Source organism: Mycobacterium nebraskense (genome assembly GCF_002102255.1).
In the GTDB taxonomy this organism is placed as follows: Bacteria; Actinomycetota; Actinomycetes; order Mycobacteriales; family Mycobacteriaceae; genus Mycobacterium; species Mycobacterium nebraskense.
The window spans coordinates 1-17,312 of the sequence record NZ_LQPH01000161.1 but is presented as its reverse complement, the minus strand read 5'-3'; the positions used below and the strand labels follow the sequence as shown (position 1 = coordinate 17,312).

Here is a 17,312-nt window from a genome sequence, read left to right as displayed (position 1 = left end):
CCGAGCACGCCCGGGCCTTTCAGGCCAATCGCAACACGGGAACTAAGCGGGGACAATGTGCCGGTAGGCGTAGGGCACGATCTTGGTCATGTCAAACTCGACTCCATCGCGGGTGCGCAGTGTCGGCAGGTCGGCCACCCAGTCGCGGTGGCGCGCCTGCAGGGTGGTTCTGCTGATTGCCTTGTGCCCGTCGGGATTTCGATAGGGCGTGGGCAGCAGCTTCAGCTTCGCGGCCAGGGTGTGGGGGAAGCGTTGACGGATTCGTTGTTGTTGGCCGGTGATCACCGCGGCGGTGGCCGTGCTGATCGGCAGCCGTCGGCCGAGCCGGTTGGCTTTGATGTTGTCGTAGACCAGTACGTCGCCGCCGTCTTTGTCGCGGGCCAGGCAATCCAGCGGCAGATTGAGGATGTCCTCGGGGCGGCGGCCGGTGTCGATGCCGATCTGGGTGGCGACCCTGACCTCGACGGGTTCGAGGGAGTCGAGGTTGGCGCACAGGACGGCCATGATCTCCGGTGGCAGGCATCGGCCGGGCTCGCCGCGTTCGGGGTCGGCGGGGATGTCGGCGCGTTCGATGGCGCAGTCGCCGGGCAACCCGGCCGCCGGCCGTCCGGTTCTCGTCAGCCCCAGGGATCGGATCCCGGCCAACACCTGCCGCATGTCACGGCAGATCATGTTGCGGCGGTAGCGACCGATCTGGCCGGTGAACTCCAGATGGCCGAGCCGGTTGAGGAATCCCTCCAAGTCGGTCCGGCCCAGCGCGGTCGGGTCAAGCCCGTGATCGGGTCGGCGATGCAAGTGCTCGGACAGCAGCCCGATGCTGTTGATCTTGCCGCGAACGCGAGAGGCGCCGCTGCCGCGGTGCTGGGGCAGTTGCTCGGCAGCCCACCGCTTCGCGGCCCCGGCCAGCCAGGGCTGGGTGATCTTGGTGAACGACAGCGTGCCGGGGTACCGAAGATCGCCAGATCCCAGCGGTCCTTATCCTGCTCGACACCCGGATCGGCCAACACGCGGCGGGCGTCGCGGGCGAACGAGGCCAGCACCGAGCGTGCACGCTTGCCGGGAGCCAGGCCCGGATCGCAGTCGTGGATCGAGCCGACCTGGTGGCGACGCAGCGTGTCGCAGACCGCTCGCAGCACAACGTCGGTGAGCCGCAAGCCATCCCTAACACGGGTCTGCAAGCCCGTCAGCACTTCCACAACTACCAGGGAAGGCAGCGCCCGCAGGTTGACCTGCCCCGGCTCGGCCACGCCCGATTCCCGGACCCGCCACCACTGTTCATCGAGTTCGGCATGCTCTTGCTGGTCCACGCTCCATCGCTGATAGTGGGTCGTGCAGTAGCCGATCGCGCCGTCGGCCGTGCGGGTGCACGCCGGCACCAGGCATGCCGGCAGCGGCGGCCTTGGCCGCACTCGCGGATCGCTCACGAACTGTTCCAGCGAGATCGGGATGCGCCTGCCCCGGAACTGTTGGGCGTGCGGTTCACACATCACCGCGTCCCGCACCGTCGGCGTGCACCGGCACTGCGGGACGGCGCAGCGTTCCGCGGGAACCGGTGCGGCGGGCAGGCTTTCGGCAGCGGCGATGTCCTCGACGCTCATGCCCATGCCGGTCAGCCTGGTGAAACATCGGTGGCAGATCTCGGGGGCGTCGTTGTGGACGGTTCCGACGCATCGTTCCACCCGGCACACCTTCCGGCCGAGCAGCCGATGCTGCGCGGGCAAGTACAGCACCCGGGTCACCGGATCCCATCCGGCCTCGTCAAGCAGTCCTTGGTCCAGCGCCCTGGCCAGGTGCGTGGCCGCGCCACTCAGGGCGGCCCCGTCCAACACATGCGCGAACTTGCAGGATTCCTCATCGCCCGGGATCGTCCTGGCCGACGTCACGGCGGTCACCGGCTCGCTCCGGTCTGTTCGCGGGGGCTGGGCACCGCGTCCACCGCGGCCCGCAGTCGAGATGCGTCCGGATGCAGGTAGATCTGGGACGAGGAGACAGCCGCGTGTCCGAGCAAATCAGCGACCACGTCGATACCGGCCCCGGCGTCGACGACGTTGCTGCCGTAGGCGTGTCGCAGCTGGTGCGGGCGGACCGGGGTGTCCAATCCGGCCCGGCGGGAGACCGCTGCCATCAGCTCGCCGATCGCGTCGGGCCGCATCGGCGCGCCGACGCGGCCGCGGAACAGGTTGACGAACACGAAATCACTACCCGCCGCGGCCGGAACTCGCATGCGCTCGAACTCGTAGACGTCGAATGCTTGCACGACAAGGAAATCCAGCGGCACCACCCGCTGTCGGCGCGATTTGGCCCACGCCCCGTTCGGGTTGTCGTCTCGGCGCACCACATGCAGATGCGCCCGAGCGACCTCGCATCCCAACCGGCGCGAATCCACCAGCAGGTGCACATCACTGCGCCGCAGCCCGCACACCTCGCCCCGACGCAGCCCGCCCCTGGCCATCAGCAGCACGATCAGCTTGTCCCGCGTGGACCGGCAGGCCCGCAGCAGCGCGACGATCTGCTCATCGCTGGCCCGATCGATCGTCGTTTCCGGTTCCCGCAACCGGTGCCGGGCCCGCATCCGCCATGCCAGGTGGCCATCGTCGTTGCGGGCTTCCGCCGGCAGGTCTCGGTCATCGGCCACCTCGTACAGCATCGACACCAAACCCGCCGAGCCGTTGCCGGTCGCGACCGCGTGCACCACCATCCCCCGCACCGCGGTGAGCACCCCGTTGATCCGCGATGGGCCCCGCGCCGGGGCGGCCCCCGGACCGGCCAACACCACTCCCGAAGCGACGTCATCGACGCCCGCTGGCCAGCGGTCCGGCATGGGCCAGCCACGTCATGAACAACGCGAACTGCTCGACACCGGCCTGCCAGGACCGGCCCGTCCTGGCGCACCAGCGCAGGAACAACGCGATCGCGTGTGCATACGCCTTCGTCGTGGATTCCGCGCCGTCGCGGCCGAACCGCTGATGCCGCAGATACTCATCGGCGATGCCGACTACCTGCAGATCCTCATCCAGCACCGTCCAATACCGTTGCCCGGACGGCAAACTCACCGGAAACGCTCGCATGGGCCCTCGCTTTCAAGTCGACAGTCAGAAACGACTACCAGCCACGAGCACCACACCCACGGAGAAACGCCGCACCGCCCACCAGATCACCCACTACGAGCGACGTCATGCAACAGGTCGCAGACCCCCGGAGAAGGCTTGCGGCGCCAAGAGGCGGTGGGGCTAGACCTGGTGGATCTGAGATCGAATCCAAAGCTACCGTCCTACGGGCGTTTTGGCGGCGTATTCGTCCGATTCGGAAAAGCGTCCCGCGGTAGTTCGCCGAAGCGACGCGTCGTGCTGACGGTGCCGGAAATGGACTGGATTGTCCAGGTTTTCGAGTCCTACCTGGAGGAGGTTCGTCCATGCTTTCGAGCGGGCCGGCATCCGGCGTTATGGGTCACCGAACGTTGCGGCCGTCTCTCCAGACGCGCCGCGAACGAGGCCTTTGTGGCTGCGCGTGACGCCGCGGGGTTGCCGCAGGAGCTGGACCTGCATTCGCTGCGCCAGACCCTACGTCACACACCTGACCGAATTCGATTACCCGGAGCGCTTCGTGCAAGACCAAGTCGGACATTCCTATGCGAGCACCACGTCGATCTATAGCCACGTCTGACGAGTACCGCAACCGTTTGCTCCGTGAAGCGCTCACCAAACGCGGCATTGCCGTCGGGGAGGATCAACCGTGATCAAGAAGATGGGTTATCAGTGGCGGCTGCGGGCGCTGATGGCGCAACGGGAGCTGTACCAGACGACTGATCTGGTTCCGCTGTTGGCCGAACGTGGCGTGGTCCTGTCGCGAGAGCAAGTGTTTCGCCTGGTCACTGCGCCTCCCCAACGGCTCTCAATGGACGTGCTGGCAGCGTTGTGCGACATCTTGGAATGCTCGCCCAACGACCTGATCGAAATCGAAGCCGTCAATCAATCGGTGAAGAAGGCGGCCGGGGACTCACCGCGGGAGGTGCCGAAGGTGCGGCGCACGACTGTGCGTCGACCTGACCGCAGCTCATGAGAGGATCGGCGAACTTCAGGCCCGACGCGTGGGATCGAGTCCGCGCTCACGTAGTCCGCGCTCTTGGCGACCTATCGCTTGCAGATGCCGACCGCCTCCTGAAAGCTGCTCGTGTCGACCGGCCGAAAACGCTCAATCAGGTCGACGCGTACCTGGCCGCTCATGGCGACGGAGTGCTCAACCCGGACGCGTCCTGCCCGCGGGGGCTTATGCGCTTGACGCACGTACTGGTGGCTGATGGCCACGCGTCGGTGAAGCCGCCGGCCTGTACGAATTGTCAACAGCGCGTGTCTCTGACCGCGATCGGTCCGACCGGCCGCATTTGTGGTCGCTGCAGAGATCTCGATCGATCGTTCACGTGCGCGCGATGCGCAAAGACCTCTGTCAGCAGACGCGTCAATCTTCCCGACGGACCCGTGTGCACGAACTGTTACAGCCGCGACCCGTTGTCGCGCAAGGAATGTAGCATCTGCGGACGCCTCCGTCCCCGGGCACGTCGACTCGTCGACGGCGGCGTGCTGTGTCCCACGTGCGCGCCACCGCGCCTATACACCTGCTCGGGATGCGGACAACGGCGCCGCGCCCCGTACGTGGCATCGGAAGGACGCATCTGCACGAACTGCTACGCCAAAGCCAGCACCGTGTGGGTATGCGGATTATGCGGAGCCACCCGGCGCCGCCAAAGCAGCAGCGTCCTCGGCCCGCACTTGTGCGGCACCTGCCGCGCCATCACAACGAGGACCTATTCCGGGATACGTTCACCACACTCGAAATCCACCTGCGCGTTCTGCCGACAACGGCGCGTTGTAGCCCGCCATTGGCCAGCGGGGCCTGTCTGCACACCGTGCGTGCGCAAGGCGAAGATGTACCCGTCACCATGCGCGGCGTGCGGCCAGCAGGCGGTGCTGATCGGATTTGACCCCGACGAGCGCCAAATCTGCGGGCCATGTTCTGGCTCCACGCTCGACTACCGCTGCGCCAATTGCGGTCAACCGGGTATTCGCGCGCATAATCGATGTAGCCGCTGCCACACCGCCGAATTACTGCACAACGCCTTAGCCGGGCCGGATGGCCAGATACCGGCGCAACTGAAGCCACTGGCGGACGCTCTTGCCAACGCCAATGATCCACGCAGCGTCGCCGTCTGGCTCGGCAAGAGCGCCGCCGCGGAGCTCCTCATGAATCTGGCGCGCACCGGACAGACCATCACTCACCACGCACTCGATCAGCTCCCACCCGGTGGGCATGTCAACTACGTACGTGAAATCCTCGTTCGCACAGCAGTATTGACGCCGCGTAACGAATACCTCGAACGTATCGAGCCATGGGTGGATCGCCACCTAGCCAACTATCCCGCCGAACACGCACGGCTGGTCCGCAGCTACACCATCTGGTACCTCCTGCACCGAGCCCGCCGAGCCAAACAACCACTAAGCAATCCCGGGTGTCAACGGCGGGGTGGCTTCTAGTCAACGTCGCAACAGTTGATGGTCTGGTGAGGTTAGCAGCGCGGTGAAAAGTTCGGCGGGACTGCGGTCTTCGAGGGTGTGGCGGGGGCGGTTATTGATCTCGTATTCGACAGCGCGCAGATGGTCGGGTGTGTAGGTGCTTAGGCTGGTGCCCTTGGGGAAATATTGGCGTAGCAGCCCGTTCGCGTTCTCGTTGCTGCCGCGCTGCCACGGCGAGCGGGAGTCGCAAAAGTAGACCGGCACGCCGAGGTCTGCGGTGATGTCGGTGTGTCGGGCCATTTCGATGCCCTGATCCCAGGTGATCGATCGGATCAAGTTCGATGGCAGGCCACCCATGGTCGTGGCGATCGCGATACGCAGGGAGTCGGCGTCACGGGTGGGAAGGTGCATCAGCCGAATCAGGCGGGTCTGGCGCTCGACCAGGGTCCCGATCGCCGAGCGCTGGTTCTTGCCGACGATGAGGTCACCTTCCCAATGCCCCGGCTGGCTGCGGTCGGCGGGAGCGAATGGCCGCTGATGGATCGACAACATCGGCTGGGCGAACCTCGGACGCCGCCGACCCGGCCGCTGGTGCGCGCGGCGATGGGTCCTGCCAGTGCGCAACGGACCCCGGTGTGACGACCTGACCTGTGGCGGCCGTATCAAGCGCGAATGGGGTTGGTACACAGCCCGGTAGATGCTTTCGTGGCACAACCACATCAATCGGTCCTCGGGGTATTCGCGCCGCAAGTGTCGGGCGATCTGCTGCGGGCTCCACCGTTGAGCGAGGAGCTCGGCGATCAGGTCACACAGGGCGGGATTCTTGTCGACCCGCCGCTGGTGACGACGCGCTCTGCGCTGAACCGCCCAGCGGTGGGCTTCAAACGGCCGGTACTGGCCGTCGCGGCGGCTGTTGCGGCGCAACTCCCTCGATACGGTCGATGGTGCCCGGCCAAGCGTGGTGGCGATCTGCCGAACACCCATGCCCGTGCGGCGCAGATCGGCGATGCCGATCCGCTCCTCTTCGGATAGATAGCGATCGCTGATCTGGCGCACAGCCAAACGATCGAGTGCGGGCACGAATCCCACGGCCTCGCCACGCCGATAGGTTTTGTACCCCCTTGCCCAATTGTTTGCTGCGGTACGGGACACACCGACTTCACGACCCGCCGCCAAGATGGACCAGCCCCGGGCGCGCAGCTCCGTAAATCGCTCACGCTTGGCGGACTGTGGCCGTCGGCCCGGGTGGCGAGTCCCCGATATTGAGTCCACCCGGTTGTAGAGCCAGGTTGTCGTAGTTCTGGATTCAGTTGATCTCGCAGGCCATGGCGTAGTGGTCATGCGTGCAGGCCGCAGCGTACTCGGCCGGTGTGCGGTAGCCCAGGGCCGAATGCCGGTGCCGTGTGTTGTGCTCGTGCTTGAAGTCGCCGATCACCACCCGGGCCTCGAACAGGGTGCTCCAGTGGTTGCGGTTGAGACACTCCTTCCGTAGTCGGTTGTTGAACGATTCGATGTACCCGTTGTTCCACGGAGTGCCGGGCGGGATGTAGGACATTCCGACCTTGTTCTCGCAGAACCGTTGCAGCGCTTGAGAAACCAACTCAGGACCGTTGTCCATCCGCAGCACCTTCGGCGGCCCGCCTGCGGTGGCGAACACCTTCTCCAGTTCGGCGACGAGCCGCTCGGCGGTGATCGACCGTTCCACCAGATGCAGCAGGGACTCCCGGGTGTGTTCGTCGACCATCGACGCGATCTTGACGGCCTTGCCGTCAGTGGTGGAGTCGAACTGGAAGTCCATAGCCCACACCACCTTCGGGGCATCGGCGATCACCTCCGGGGGCGCCGAGGACGTCCCGGCCCGCTTACGCGGACTGTGAACCCGCCGCTGCAGTCCCTCGGCGCACCACAGCCGGTGCACCTTCTTCACGTTGATCACCCGGCCCTCGTCGTGCCGCAACGCCGCCCATGCACGCCGGAATCCGTGGCACGGGTGTTTGGTGGCGTAGGCGCGCAGCCAGGCCCGCAGGTCGGCGTCGGGGTCGGCCAGCGTGGTCGCCATCGGCAGTCGCCGGTAGGTGGAACGAGCAAGCCCAACTGCTCTGCAAGCCAACCGTTCCGACATGCTCAACGTGTCCTTGAGCATGTCCACGGCGCGGCGCTTGGCAGCTGGGCTCAGAATTTTCCCTTGGCCACCTCGCGTAGCGCGTCCTTCTCCAGCTCCGCGTCGGCCAGCAGCCGCTTGAGCCGGCCGTTCTGCTCGCGCAGCTCCTTGAGTTCCTTCGCGGCATCGGTGTCCATTCCGCCGTAGGCGCGCCGCCAGTTGTACAGCGTCGCCGCCGACACCCCGATCTCGGCGGCGATCTCCTCACCGGTCCTGCCCTCGGCAGCCAGCTCGTCTGCTCGGCGCAGCTTGCGCACGATGTCCTCAGCGGAATGCCGCTTCCGACCAGCCATCTGTTCATCGTCCCTTCCAGCCCACCATCGGGCCACAGGACTCTAAAACTTGACGGACTCATTCAGCGGGAACACGCCACGGGCCTTTTTTCACGCGACGCGACGATGACAACACAACCTCCAGAACCTAGAGAAGTGTTGCGACCGCCCCTAGAAACCACCCGGGGACACGGGGTCAGTTTTCAGACGACGCCGACACCGGGGCAGCACGCATTCGCCGCCAGGTGTGCGTCGCACTGGAATTCCTCGCTTGGCTCGAGACCCGGGGACGCACCCTCGCCACCATGGACCAAGCAGACATCGACAACTGGTTGGCCCACGGCACCTGGCGACACCGAGAGATCCGGCCCTTCCTGCACTGGACAACTCAGCGTCGCATCACCCACGGCGCCTCCGCGCCGGCCAACCGACCCAGCCCGCCCTCGGTGTTCATCGACGAAGCCACGCACCTCGAGCAACTCCGCCGATGCCTCAACGACAACACCATTGACATCGATGTGCGCGCCAGTGGTGCGCTCATCCTGCTGTACGGAATCACCACCATGCGAGTACTCGGGTTACGACAGAACCAGATACACACCCAGGACGGCCACACCTACCTCACCCTGCGCGACCACGAAATGGTGCTGCCTCCTAAGCTCGCCCAACTGCTCGCACAACTGCCGCGTCCAACCCGGCGCTCGACCCTGCCCGAACCCTCAACACCGGACCGGCTCCTGTTTCCCGGACGAACACCAGACCGCCCAGTCAACTCGGGCGTGTTCGGCAAGCGACTCAAACATAGCGGCCTGACAATCCGAGGCGGTCGCAACACCGGCCTCATCACAATGGCAGCCGAGTTACCGGGCGCAGTTCTGGCCGACCTACTCGCCATCGATATCGTCACCGCGACCCGCTGGGCGGCATATGCCAAACGCGACTGGAATCAGTATCTTGCCACCCGAAAAGCGGGCTCTACCTAGCAATTGCGCCTGCCCCACTAGGGTTAGCCCATTTGATCACCGGTGGTTGCCGTTACAAATATGGTGTGGGGTTTCGGGTTACCGGCCGGGTCCTCCGGGCTGTGGACGTGGCAACGGCCGCGGCTGCCGCCGAGCGCGATGGTTCATCGCGGTCCGCGATTAGTCGAATCCGGCTAGTGTGATTCTCAAGGCTTGTTCCAGTTGAATGTGGAGCGGTGGACTCGTTTTGGTGTCCGTGCTAAGCCAGCGCCGAAGTATGAATTGTGCAGTGGCCAAACCCGTGTGGACCAGCAGCGAGGGGCGGATGTCGGTCACCGCGTCGACGTCCATATGCGTAGCGACCAGTTCGATGAGCCGGTGGTTATCGTTCTCGCTGATCAGCGCCGATTCGCCCAGTAGGTGGGGGGCGGTCCGGATGGCTTCTCGCCAGTATTGCAGATTCTGATTTGCTTTGTCCCAAGCGGTTTCGATAAGCAGACGCATCAGAGTTTCGGTTGCTGATGCATCGGACGGCTGGGCGCGGTAGGACGCAACGATTTCGGCGACCGTTTGCCGGACGGGTGCGACAAGCAGGTCTTCCTTGGTGGGTGCGTAGCGGAAGTAGGTACTGATCGAGATTCCGGCCGCGGCCGCGATGTCCTCGGTTGTCACGGCAGCGAATCCGCGTTCGGCGAAAAGCTGGTGTGCGGTGTTCTGGATCTCGGAGATCAACTCGGCGCGGCGTCGGTCCCGTAACGAGCGGATGTTTGCTGACGGCATGCCATCACCTTCGTCAATGTGACATTCCAACTGCATTATGAGCTATGGTACGAACAGTAGCGTAGCGAAACCGAAAGTACTGGGGGTATTTCCTTGCCGGTGTCGCAGCGTCGGGTGCCGTGGGTTGCGTGGGGAATTGCGGCTACCCGCATGAGTATTCGCTGCCGAGTGCGCCCGGAAGCGTCCGCCGATCGGGTCCGCGTTTCGCACCGCGGTCTGGACGGCACAGCTTCAGTACCCACTCATGGCTGTGTCACCAGTACGCTCGTGCTAGCCCCGTTTACCGCACTCGCGGCTCTTGCAGTTGCGCTTGCGGCTGCACGCATATCCAACGGTCTGCAAAGACATCGTCTTCCCCGAAGGGGGATTTGAGGAATGTCATCCCGCCACCTCCTCGTCGAAAGGTCTATCCCCGAAGTGAAGTCGTAGTGTCGGTTGACGTACCGTTCCGCGCGGCGCCAGATTCCGAGACCGGTACCGGGGGCAGCACCGCAATCCTCGATGCTGCCCGAGCGGTCGCAACGGCGGGCGGTTTCAAGGCCGTGCGTCTCAAGACGGTGGCCAAGCAAGCTGGCATCACTGTCGGGTCACTGTATGACCATTTCGCGTCGAAGACCGACCTGCTGGTGACGCTGCTCGCCCGTGAGTTCGAGCGGGTGAATCAGGAACGCGACTGGAGCACGTGCGCCGCTTCCCCGAGTGACGGACTGGGATCGTTGACAGCGCGGCTCCACGACGAGTGGCAGCAAAACCTGCAGCTCACCGAGGCCGTGGTTCGGGCATTCGTTATGGCGGGCACAGACGAAGCCTTGACAGTGCAACACGCCGCCGACGTCGTCGAAAGCATGCTGGCGCGCACGGTTGGTGGGCCGACGCAGGGAGCTTGCGAGCGACAGATCGCCGGAGTCATCGCAGATATCTGGCTGGCCAATCTAATGGCTTTCGTCGTCGGACGGGCGACAGCAGCGGAGGCGCGCGAGCGCATTGATCGAGGTCTGCAGCGCATTCTTGCTGCGTGGAACGCGAGCAAGAGCGCATAGCAATACTAATAGTATCGGTGCGCTACTAGCGGTAGCATAGGTAGGCGACTCGCTGGTGCGTCGAAGGGAGTGGTTATGTACACGCAATGGATCGAGCAGTGCACCGTGCAACGAGTCTCGCTGCACGAAGGGCTGGTAGTCGACCTGGACGATCACAACCAGCTGGTGATTTCCCGACCGATGCGGCTGACCCTCCCTCCGGCAGCAGGCTGGCCTGAGGAAGAAGTGTTGATCGACCCTATCAATCTTTCGGCCGAGGAGCGGCCACTGTTGGACCTGGCCGGAGCGATCTGCACGCGTGCCTGGTGCGACGACGACGGTGCGCTGCATCTGTGTTTCTCCCGCGGCCACCGCATCGATGTCGACCCGGATGCGGCGGCGACTTCGTGGGAGCTCTATGGGAAGTGCCACGGCTACATGGCGTGTCTGCCGCGGGGTCGAGTCCGGGTGATTCGGCACGACCTTCCTGTTGACGAGAATGACTTAGACGCAACACAATCAGTGGCCATGGCGCATCAGTAGCCGCGCGCCTGGCGACAGGACGGCACAAGCGCCGAAGGCGTGCGAACGATAGATCGAGCCATCTCGATGGGTGTCCGACGTGTCAGCCGGGGCGGGTGCAGGTTCGCTGGATGCTTACGTCGGGGTCCTTGTGGTGCGGTCGAGGAAGTCGGTGACCGCGGCGGTAAACGCGTCGTTGTTGTCGCCGGCAACCATGTGACCGGTGCCGGTGACGTCCGTCGTTTCGGCGTGCGGGACGAGCTGGAGGAATTCGTTGACGGTTTCCTGGGAGACTACGTCTGACAGTGCGCCGCGTACTAACAGCGTTGGGGCCGTGATTCGACGTGCTCCTTCGGCGAGAAATCCGCTGATGGCGTCGAACTCCTCGCTGCCTGTCATGAGATTGCCTTGCAGGACATCGAAGTTGGAGCTGATGAACGCTGGGTCCCAGCGCCAGATCCATCGTCCGTCGCTACGTTGCCGCAGGACCTTGTGCAGGCCGTCGAGATTTTCGGGTCGCGCGCGCCGGGGGTTGTATTCGGCGATGATGTCGGCGGCGTCATTGAGTGAGCCGAATCCGTCGGGGTGGGCGGCCATGAATGACACGACGCGACGGGCTCCATGAAATTCGATCCGCGGGGTGATGTCGACCAGGACAACGGCTGCCCAGAGGTCGGGTGGGGCCAGCAGATGGGTAGCGAGGATGATCAGCCCACCCAGCGACGCGCCGACGACGGCGGGGGGACTGTCGGCGCTGACGTGTCCTCGTACCGAGATCAGATCGGATACGAACCGTTCGACGTCGTATTGTCCGATCGGGTCCCAGTCGCTGTCGCCGTGACCTCGTGTGTCGTAGGCGACGACGGTGTAGCCGTGGGAATGGAGTCGACGAGCGGTGGTGGCCCACGCGTGACGGTTCTGACCGCCGCCATGGAGGAGCAGCACGACGGGGCGAGTCGCGGCGTGCTGGTAGCAGTCGGCCACGAGAGTGATCCCGTCGCTGGTGCGGATGCGCTCCTGGCTAATTGTCATGTGGTCCGATGTGGTCGGCCGTTGTGAGTCAGGGGTTTCCGTTGCGGCCACCAGCTCGCTTCGCGCAGCAGTGTGGCGATCGCGGGAACGGTGAGGGTGCGAACGACGAAGGTATCCAGAAGTAGGCCGCAGCCAATGATGAATCCGGCTTGGATCATGATCGCGATGGAGCCGACGATCAGGCCGAACATGCTGGCGGCGAAGATGAGCCCGGCCGAAGTGATGACTGAGCCGGTGTTTGCGACGGTTCGCAGGACGCCGACGCGAATGTTGTGGGTCGATTCTTCGCGTAGTCGCGAGATGAGCAGCATGTTGTAGTCGGCGCCGACGGCCACCAGGATGATGAACGCTAGAAGCGGTACGGGCCAGGCGATTTCCTTGCCGAGGCCATATTGAAAGACGAGGGTTCCCAGTCCGAGCGCGGCGCCGTAGTTGAGCACGACGGTACCCAACAGGTAGAGCGGGGCGACCAGGGCGCGCAGCAATACGACCAAGATGAGGCCGACGATGACGAGGGTCGCAAAGGCCAGCTGATGAAAGTCGGCGGCGAGCAGGCGTTGGATGTCGGAGTTGACGGCGGGGAATCCGGCCATCGACACCGTGGCGTTGGCCAGCGAGGTGTTGGGTCGTGCGGCATCGGCGATCTCGGTGATTTTGTGGGCGAGGTTCATCGCGTCGCTGCTGTAGGGGTCGTAACTGGATTCGATGGCGAAACGCGCGGTCTTGCCATCAGGTGACAGGAAGTGCTTTGCGACGTCGGCGAATTGGCGGTTCTCGAAGGCATTGGTGGGAAGGTAGAAGCCGCTGGCGTTGTCTGAGCCGGCGGTGGTTCGTGCGGAATTCTGCAGTTGGGTGGCGATTTGGCTCATGCCCGACAGCATTTCGATGTTGCTGTCGGCCAGGGTGTGCACGCCGGTGGCGAGGGCCTGTGCGCCGGAGGCGAGTTGGCTGATGCCGCTTTGGAGGCGGCGGATGTTGCCGGCCAGGTCGGCGGGGTCGCCGAGTGCTCCGAAAGCCTTGTCCAGCGACGTGATTGCGTTTTGGACGTCGGCCACGGTGCCGGCCGCGGTGTCGCTGCCGGGCTGGTAAAGGTCGCCGAGGTTGGCGAGCTGGTTGAAGAAGCCGGTATGGCGCAGGGTCACCAGGATCTGCACCTGGTCGCGGAGTTGGGCGCATTCCGGTGTGGTCGCACACCATGGGGAGGTGTTGAGCGCAGCAACGAGCGGGTCGATGGCGGCGATTGCGTTTTGGGCTTGGTCGGCTTGCTGGCGCAGTCCCGGACCGGTTCGGATGGCTTGGTCGACGGCCGGGGCGGTAGCCGAAAGCTGCTGTAGCAGCGGACGGAACCGCTGGACTTGGGATCCACTGGATTGGGCCTGGGTGAGGATCCCGGTCAACGGTGTCAACGCGGTGCGCAAGGTGGTGTCCAGTTGCGCGAGACCGCCGGCGAGTTGGTCGGCGCCGTGGGTGAGTTTGGCCAGGTCATCCTTATGGGCGTCTCCCTTGGCGACCGCGCCGGCCATCTTGTTACCGATCTGGCCGTTTTGCCACGACAGTTGAGCCTGGTCCAGGCGTGCGCCCGTGGGCCGGGTGACACCGGAGACCTTGGTGACACCAGGCAGTTGCGAGACCCGAGACGCCATTTCATCCAGGTCGGCCAGGGCCTTGCTGGTGCGCATATCAGTGGGCGATTCAACCAGCATGAATTCGGTGATGATGACGTCCTTGCGAAAGTGGCGGTCCAGCAGGTGATACCCCTCATTGCTGGCGGTGGTCGCCGGCTGTCCTTGGCGATCGTCGTAGCTGATGTGCATAGTCAGCGCGACGGCCGCCAGGCCTAGCACCAGGGCCAGACTGGCGACCAGCAGTGGAACGGGTCGACGCACCACGGCCACGGCGATCCAGTTCCAGTAGCGGCGTGTGCGGTCGGCCTTGGGTTCACCGATGCCGCGTTTGGCCGCCAGCGCCAACACCGGGGGAAATAAAGTCACCGTGGCCGCAAATCCGACAAAGACGGCGATTGCGCACGCGGGACCCAACGCGGCGAACACGCTCAACTTCGCGAACACCATGGCCAGAAACGCAAACGCCACGGTGGCGGCCGAAGCCAAAATCACGCGCCCGATGGTGGCGGTCGCGTTGATCACCGACAGATCCGGCGGGACGTTTTGGCGTCGCTGCTCGTGATATCGACTGATCAAGAACACCGAATAATCGGTGCCAGCACCCAGCAAGATCACCGTCATGAAGGCGATGGTGAACTGCGACACCGGCATGCCCGATTCACCCAACGCTGATAGCACTCCGCGCCCCACCGCCAGGCTCACACCGATGACCAGCAGCGGCAGCAACGCGGTAAACACCGACCGATACACGACCAGCAAAATCATCGCGATCAGGCCTGCCGTCGCGACCGAGATGACAACCAAATCCTCTTCGGCCGAAGCGATTTGATCGCGGAAGGTGGCCGGGGGCCCGGTGACGCGAACATCGGTGGGTGAGCCGCTGAATGCCTGGGCGGCGATCGTGCGGACCGCCTGGACCGATTCGGCAGCTTTGAGATCGCCCAGCGTTCCGGCCACTCCCACCGGCACATACCAGGCTTTGCCGTCTTGGCTGACTGCCTGGCTTGCGGTGACTGGGTCGGCCAACAAGTCTTGAACCAAGCGCACATGCTCCGAATCGGCACGCAACCGGGAAATCATCGCGTTGTAGCGTCCGCGCACCGGCGCAGTCAGGCCCGCCGGATCCTCCATCGCGACAAATATCGTCGTCTTGGATCCCTGCTCGCCGAAGGCCGCGCCCATGCGGTCTACCGTCTGAAGCGATGGCGCATCGCGCGGTATGAGATTCACTGACTGCTGTCTAACAACGGTTTCCAGCTGCGGGAACAGCACCGCCAGGGCAGCGGCGCTCACCACCCACATGCCGATGATCAGCACCTTATGTCGGATACTGAAACCCGCCAAGCGCGCTAGCCGATCGCTGTACGCGCCCTCACCGGCCGCAACCTTTTGAAGTCGCTCCCGAACAGGGCGACTCAAGGTCGCCACGCCCGAAGAGACCCACCCGTTGTCTGCCATCCCCCGCCCCGCTACTTCGAAAGAAATCAACGGTATCGCAACAGTACTACCAGTACCCTTCTACCTGCCCGGCGAAACCGCCACCGGTGTCCGAAGCTCTCTGATCGCCGCCGCGCAACCAGCCGCTTCAGGCGGTGACCAACGCGCCGTCGACGGTCCAGCATGTCCGGTACAGCGACACGTGATCCCTTTGCGCACAGGCGGTTTGACAATGACGATGCACCGACCCCGAAACAGTGACCGCTTCATGAACGGCGCAGGCGAAATCCCAGCCGGGAGATCAACCTGATCGGCTCGTCGCGCACGTGGTCATACATTTCCCGGTTCATCAACTCGTCGTCCAAGTAGGAGCAGGAGCGAGGAGGGTAGTGACGGGGACGAACGCGGCCGCGGTCATCAACCGGCGGCTGTCGGTGTAGGCGCCGAGTGATACCGCGGCGGACCAGCCTGAAATCGCGAACCCCCCGCGCCCACACATGCGTCTTGGTTAGCCCAAGCGGCACATTCATCGCCGACCAGCCCCGCCCGTCTGTGCGATTCCCCCTCGCGCCCGCCGGCAGAGTTCGTTCGTCCGCCACACGAACCGGCCTGTGGTGGCCGCGCCCTGAAGCTGCTCAACCAGGGATCGTCCGACCCGCTGCCCGATCATGCGTCCTCCTTCGCCCCACAGACCCCTACAGACAAGTGTACTAGTGGTATCGCTACGCTACTAGTAGTAGCGTAGCCGTCTAGGGGTCGAATCAATCGACCGATGCAGCCGCGATTCGGTGCCGGCCAGCTACGCGCGAGGTTTACGGTGACTACATGGAGCGCGACACCCTGGAATTCCCGGTCGACGACGATGATGACGTCGACCCGCGCCTGTTGCGCTCACGAACCCGGCTATTGGATGCGGCCACCAAACTCCTGAGCGCCGGCGGCATCGAAGCCGTCACCATCGACGCGGTCACCAAAGCCTCCAAAGTCGCGCGCACGACCCTGTATCGCCACTTCAGCAGCTCCACTCAACTGCTTGCCGCCACATTTGAAAGGCTGCTGCCGCAGGTCCACCCTGCACCGGAGACGGGATCGTTGCGCGACCAACTCATCGAACTGTTGAGCCGACAGGCCACGCTGTTCCAGGAGGCACCGCTGCACGTCACCACCCTGGCCTGGGTCGCGCTTGGCCGCACACCAAACGGCACCCAGGAAACCCACGACCGGCACGCGCTGCGCACACGGATCATCGACCAGTATCGCCAGCCATTCGATGCCCTGTTGCAAAGCCCCGAAGCCCGCGCCGACCTCGACGATTTCGACCCGGAGCTCATCCTGTGTCAACTCGTCGGGCCAGTGGCGTTTGCCCGACTCACCGGGCTGCGTGCCATCGATCGTCAAGACTGTGAGCGCATCGTCGATGACTTCCTCGCCGCGCACCGCCGCAAGGCCGATGAGCCCGCATCGTAGGCCACCGTCCGCAAACCCCTCTTTCCGCAGCAGCCGCTTCACTTTGTCCTCCAAGACTTCAGGACTTCATGCTCGACGGTGAGGTCTTTGATGGTTTCCCTATAGACCAACCGCCAACGTCACCAGCGGGCCTATGTCGCCGAAGCGTCTTCTGGTGCGGGGTGCAGCAGAAAGTAGGCGTTTAGGTCGATGTCTTAGCGACCGTCGGGCGCTATTGAGAAAGGTGCGTTGGATGTTGCAAAACTCGCGTGTTCTCCGAGGCTGTCTACGGCGATCCGCTTTGGTTCGCGTGGCCCAATCACATGAAGATCTTCTGCAACAACAAGGGCGTTGTCGCCAAGTCCACCCACGTGTGCAACAACTACCTTCCCCGGGGAAATGTCGGTCTGGAACTGGAGCTAACCCCGCCCTAGTCCCGCCGCGGTCGGGACTGCATGCACCTCAGCAATGCCTTAGTAGTGCGGTGAGGCCGCCGGGAACCGGTCGGTGGTCGCCGACTGCGGGTCATCTTGCCGGGGCAGCAGGTAG

Annotated in this window: 15 protein-coding genes and 2 pseudogenes; 8 read left to right on the top strand and 9 right to left on the bottom strand. The window is 64.3% G+C overall.

The genetic code is table 11. The features are described from left to right. Window positions 1–42: 42 nt before the first annotated feature. Genes AWC17_RS33650 through AWC17_RS33645 form a run of 4 tightly spaced genes read right to left on the bottom strand, consistent with a single transcriptional unit; the run spans window position 43 to window position 3,053 of the window. Window positions 43–672 (bottom strand): hypothetical protein, encoded by a 630-nt coding sequence (locus AWC17_RS33650; protein ID WP_007172188.1) that lies wholly within the window; start codon window positions 670–672, stop codon window positions 43–45. Further along, complete coding sequence (locus tag AWC17_RS24545; protein ID WP_007172189.1) at window positions 669–1,892, bottom strand: hypothetical protein; 1,224 nt, start codon at window positions 1,890–1,892, stop codon at window positions 669–671. Before AWC17_RS24545 ends, AWC17_RS33650 begins: the two co-directional genes overlap by 4 nt. Then, entirely contained in the window at window positions 1,889–2,821 is a 933-nt protein-coding gene (locus tag AWC17_RS24540; protein WP_007172190.1) for a tyrosine-type recombinase/integrase, read from the bottom strand. Before AWC17_RS24540 ends, AWC17_RS24545 begins: the two co-directional genes overlap by 4 nt. Then, the gene (locus AWC17_RS33645) at window positions 2,790–3,053 is read right to left on the bottom strand and encodes a hypothetical protein (RefSeq protein WP_225325868.1); all 264 of its coding nucleotides are present in this window, start codon (window positions 3,051–3,053) and stop codon (window positions 2,790–2,792) included. The genes AWC17_RS24540 and AWC17_RS33645 overlap by 32 nt, the downstream gene beginning before the upstream one ends. A gap of 150 nt (window positions 3,054–3,203) precedes the next feature. On the opposite strand from AWC17_RS33645, the pseudogene AWC17_RS33640 reads away from it, so the two are divergent. The 3 genes and pseudogenes from AWC17_RS33640 to AWC17_RS32210 all read left to right on the top strand — a co-directional run. Continuing rightward, a pseudogene (locus AWC17_RS33640) lies at window positions 3,204–3,736 on the top strand (tyrosine-type recombinase/integrase); the annotation flags it as partial. Next, window positions 3,733–4,059: a helix-turn-helix domain-containing protein gene (locus tag AWC17_RS24530; RefSeq protein WP_007172195.1), complete on the top strand. Its 327-nt coding sequence runs from the start codon at window positions 3,733–3,735 to the stop codon at window positions 4,057–4,059. The pseudogene AWC17_RS33640 and the gene AWC17_RS24530, both read left to right, overlap by 4 nt. A gap of 863 nt (window positions 4,060–4,922) precedes the next feature. Then, window positions 4,923–5,528, top strand: a complete 606-nt coding sequence (locus tag AWC17_RS32210) for a hypothetical protein (RefSeq protein WP_131727352.1) — start codon at window positions 4,923–4,925, stop codon at window positions 5,526–5,528. Here the strand turns inward: AWC17_RS32210 and AWC17_RS24520 are convergent, their stop codons facing one another. Together AWC17_RS24520 and AWC17_RS24515 are read right to left on the bottom strand one after the other, a co-directional pair. Beyond that, window positions 5,529–6,779 carry an IS30 family transposase gene (locus tag AWC17_RS24520; RefSeq protein WP_422119893.1) on the bottom strand — a complete coding sequence of 417 codons (1,251 nt, stop codon included), beginning with the start codon at window positions 6,777–6,779 and terminating at the stop codon, window positions 5,529–5,531. 34 nt (window positions 6,780–6,813) lie between these two features. Then, window positions 6,814–7,961, bottom strand: a protein-coding gene (locus AWC17_RS24515) for an IS3 family transposase (protein WP_087139632.1) whose coding sequence is annotated in 2 segments (ribosomal slippage) — window positions 6,814–7,694 and window positions 7,694–7,961 — 1,149 coding nt in all. Because the reading frame shifts where the segments join, the coding sequence is not laid out codon by codon here. 284 nt (window positions 7,962–8,245) lie between these two features. Here AWC17_RS24515 and AWC17_RS24510 point away from each other — a divergent pair. After that, window positions 8,246–8,923 (top strand): hypothetical protein, encoded by a 678-nt coding sequence (locus AWC17_RS24510; RefSeq protein ID WP_174814221.1) that lies wholly within the window; start codon window positions 8,246–8,248, stop codon window positions 8,921–8,923. A gap of 159 nt (window positions 8,924–9,082) precedes the next feature. On the opposite strand, the gene AWC17_RS24505 is transcribed toward AWC17_RS24510, so the two are convergent. Next, window positions 9,083–9,682, bottom strand: coding sequence for a TetR family transcriptional regulator (locus AWC17_RS24505; protein ID WP_033717415.1), 600 nt, complete (start codon window positions 9,680–9,682; stop codon window positions 9,083–9,085). Window positions 9,683–10,224: 542 nt separating this feature from the next. On the opposite strand from AWC17_RS24505, the gene AWC17_RS24500 reads away from it, so the two are divergent. Together AWC17_RS24500 and AWC17_RS24495 are read left to right on the top strand one after the other, a co-directional pair. Continuing rightward, the gene (locus tag AWC17_RS24500; protein ID WP_232008068.1) at window positions 10,225–10,722 is read left to right on the top strand and encodes a TetR family transcriptional regulator; all 498 of its coding nucleotides are present in this window, start codon (window positions 10,225–10,227) and stop codon (window positions 10,720–10,722) included. Window positions 10,723–10,797: 75 nt separating this feature from the next. Continuing rightward, a complete protein-coding gene (locus tag AWC17_RS24495; RefSeq protein ID WP_007172201.1) occupies window positions 10,798–11,244 on the top strand; it encodes a DUF6188 family protein in 447 nt (148 codons plus the stop codon). Window positions 11,245–11,358: 114 nt separating this feature from the next. Here AWC17_RS24495 and AWC17_RS24490 read toward each other — a convergent pair whose 3' ends face one another. Next, the gene (locus AWC17_RS24490) at window positions 11,359–12,255 is read right to left on the bottom strand and encodes an alpha/beta fold hydrolase (protein ID WP_042910691.1); all 897 of its coding nucleotides are present in this window, start codon (window positions 12,253–12,255) and stop codon (window positions 11,359–11,361) included. Continuing rightward, the gene (locus AWC17_RS24485) at window positions 12,252–15,338 is read right to left on the bottom strand and encodes an MMPL/RND family transporter (RefSeq protein ID WP_170320644.1); all 3,087 of its coding nucleotides are present in this window, start codon (window positions 15,336–15,338) and stop codon (window positions 12,252–12,254) included. The genes AWC17_RS24490 and AWC17_RS24485 overlap by 4 nt, the downstream gene beginning before the upstream one ends. Window positions 15,339–16,142: 804 nt before the next feature. Between AWC17_RS24485 and AWC17_RS24480 the strand changes: the two genes are divergently transcribed. Further along, window positions 16,143–16,784 carry a TetR/AcrR family transcriptional regulator gene (locus AWC17_RS24480; RefSeq protein ID WP_007172204.1) on the top strand — a complete coding sequence of 214 codons (642 nt, stop codon included), beginning with the start codon at window positions 16,143–16,145 and terminating at the stop codon, window positions 16,782–16,784. A 245-nt stretch (window positions 16,785–17,029) separates the two neighbouring features. Next, window positions 17,030–17,186: pseudogene (locus AWC17_RS32205) on the top strand (DUF5078 domain-containing protein); the annotation flags it as partial. Window positions 17,187–17,312: the final 126 nt, after the last annotated feature.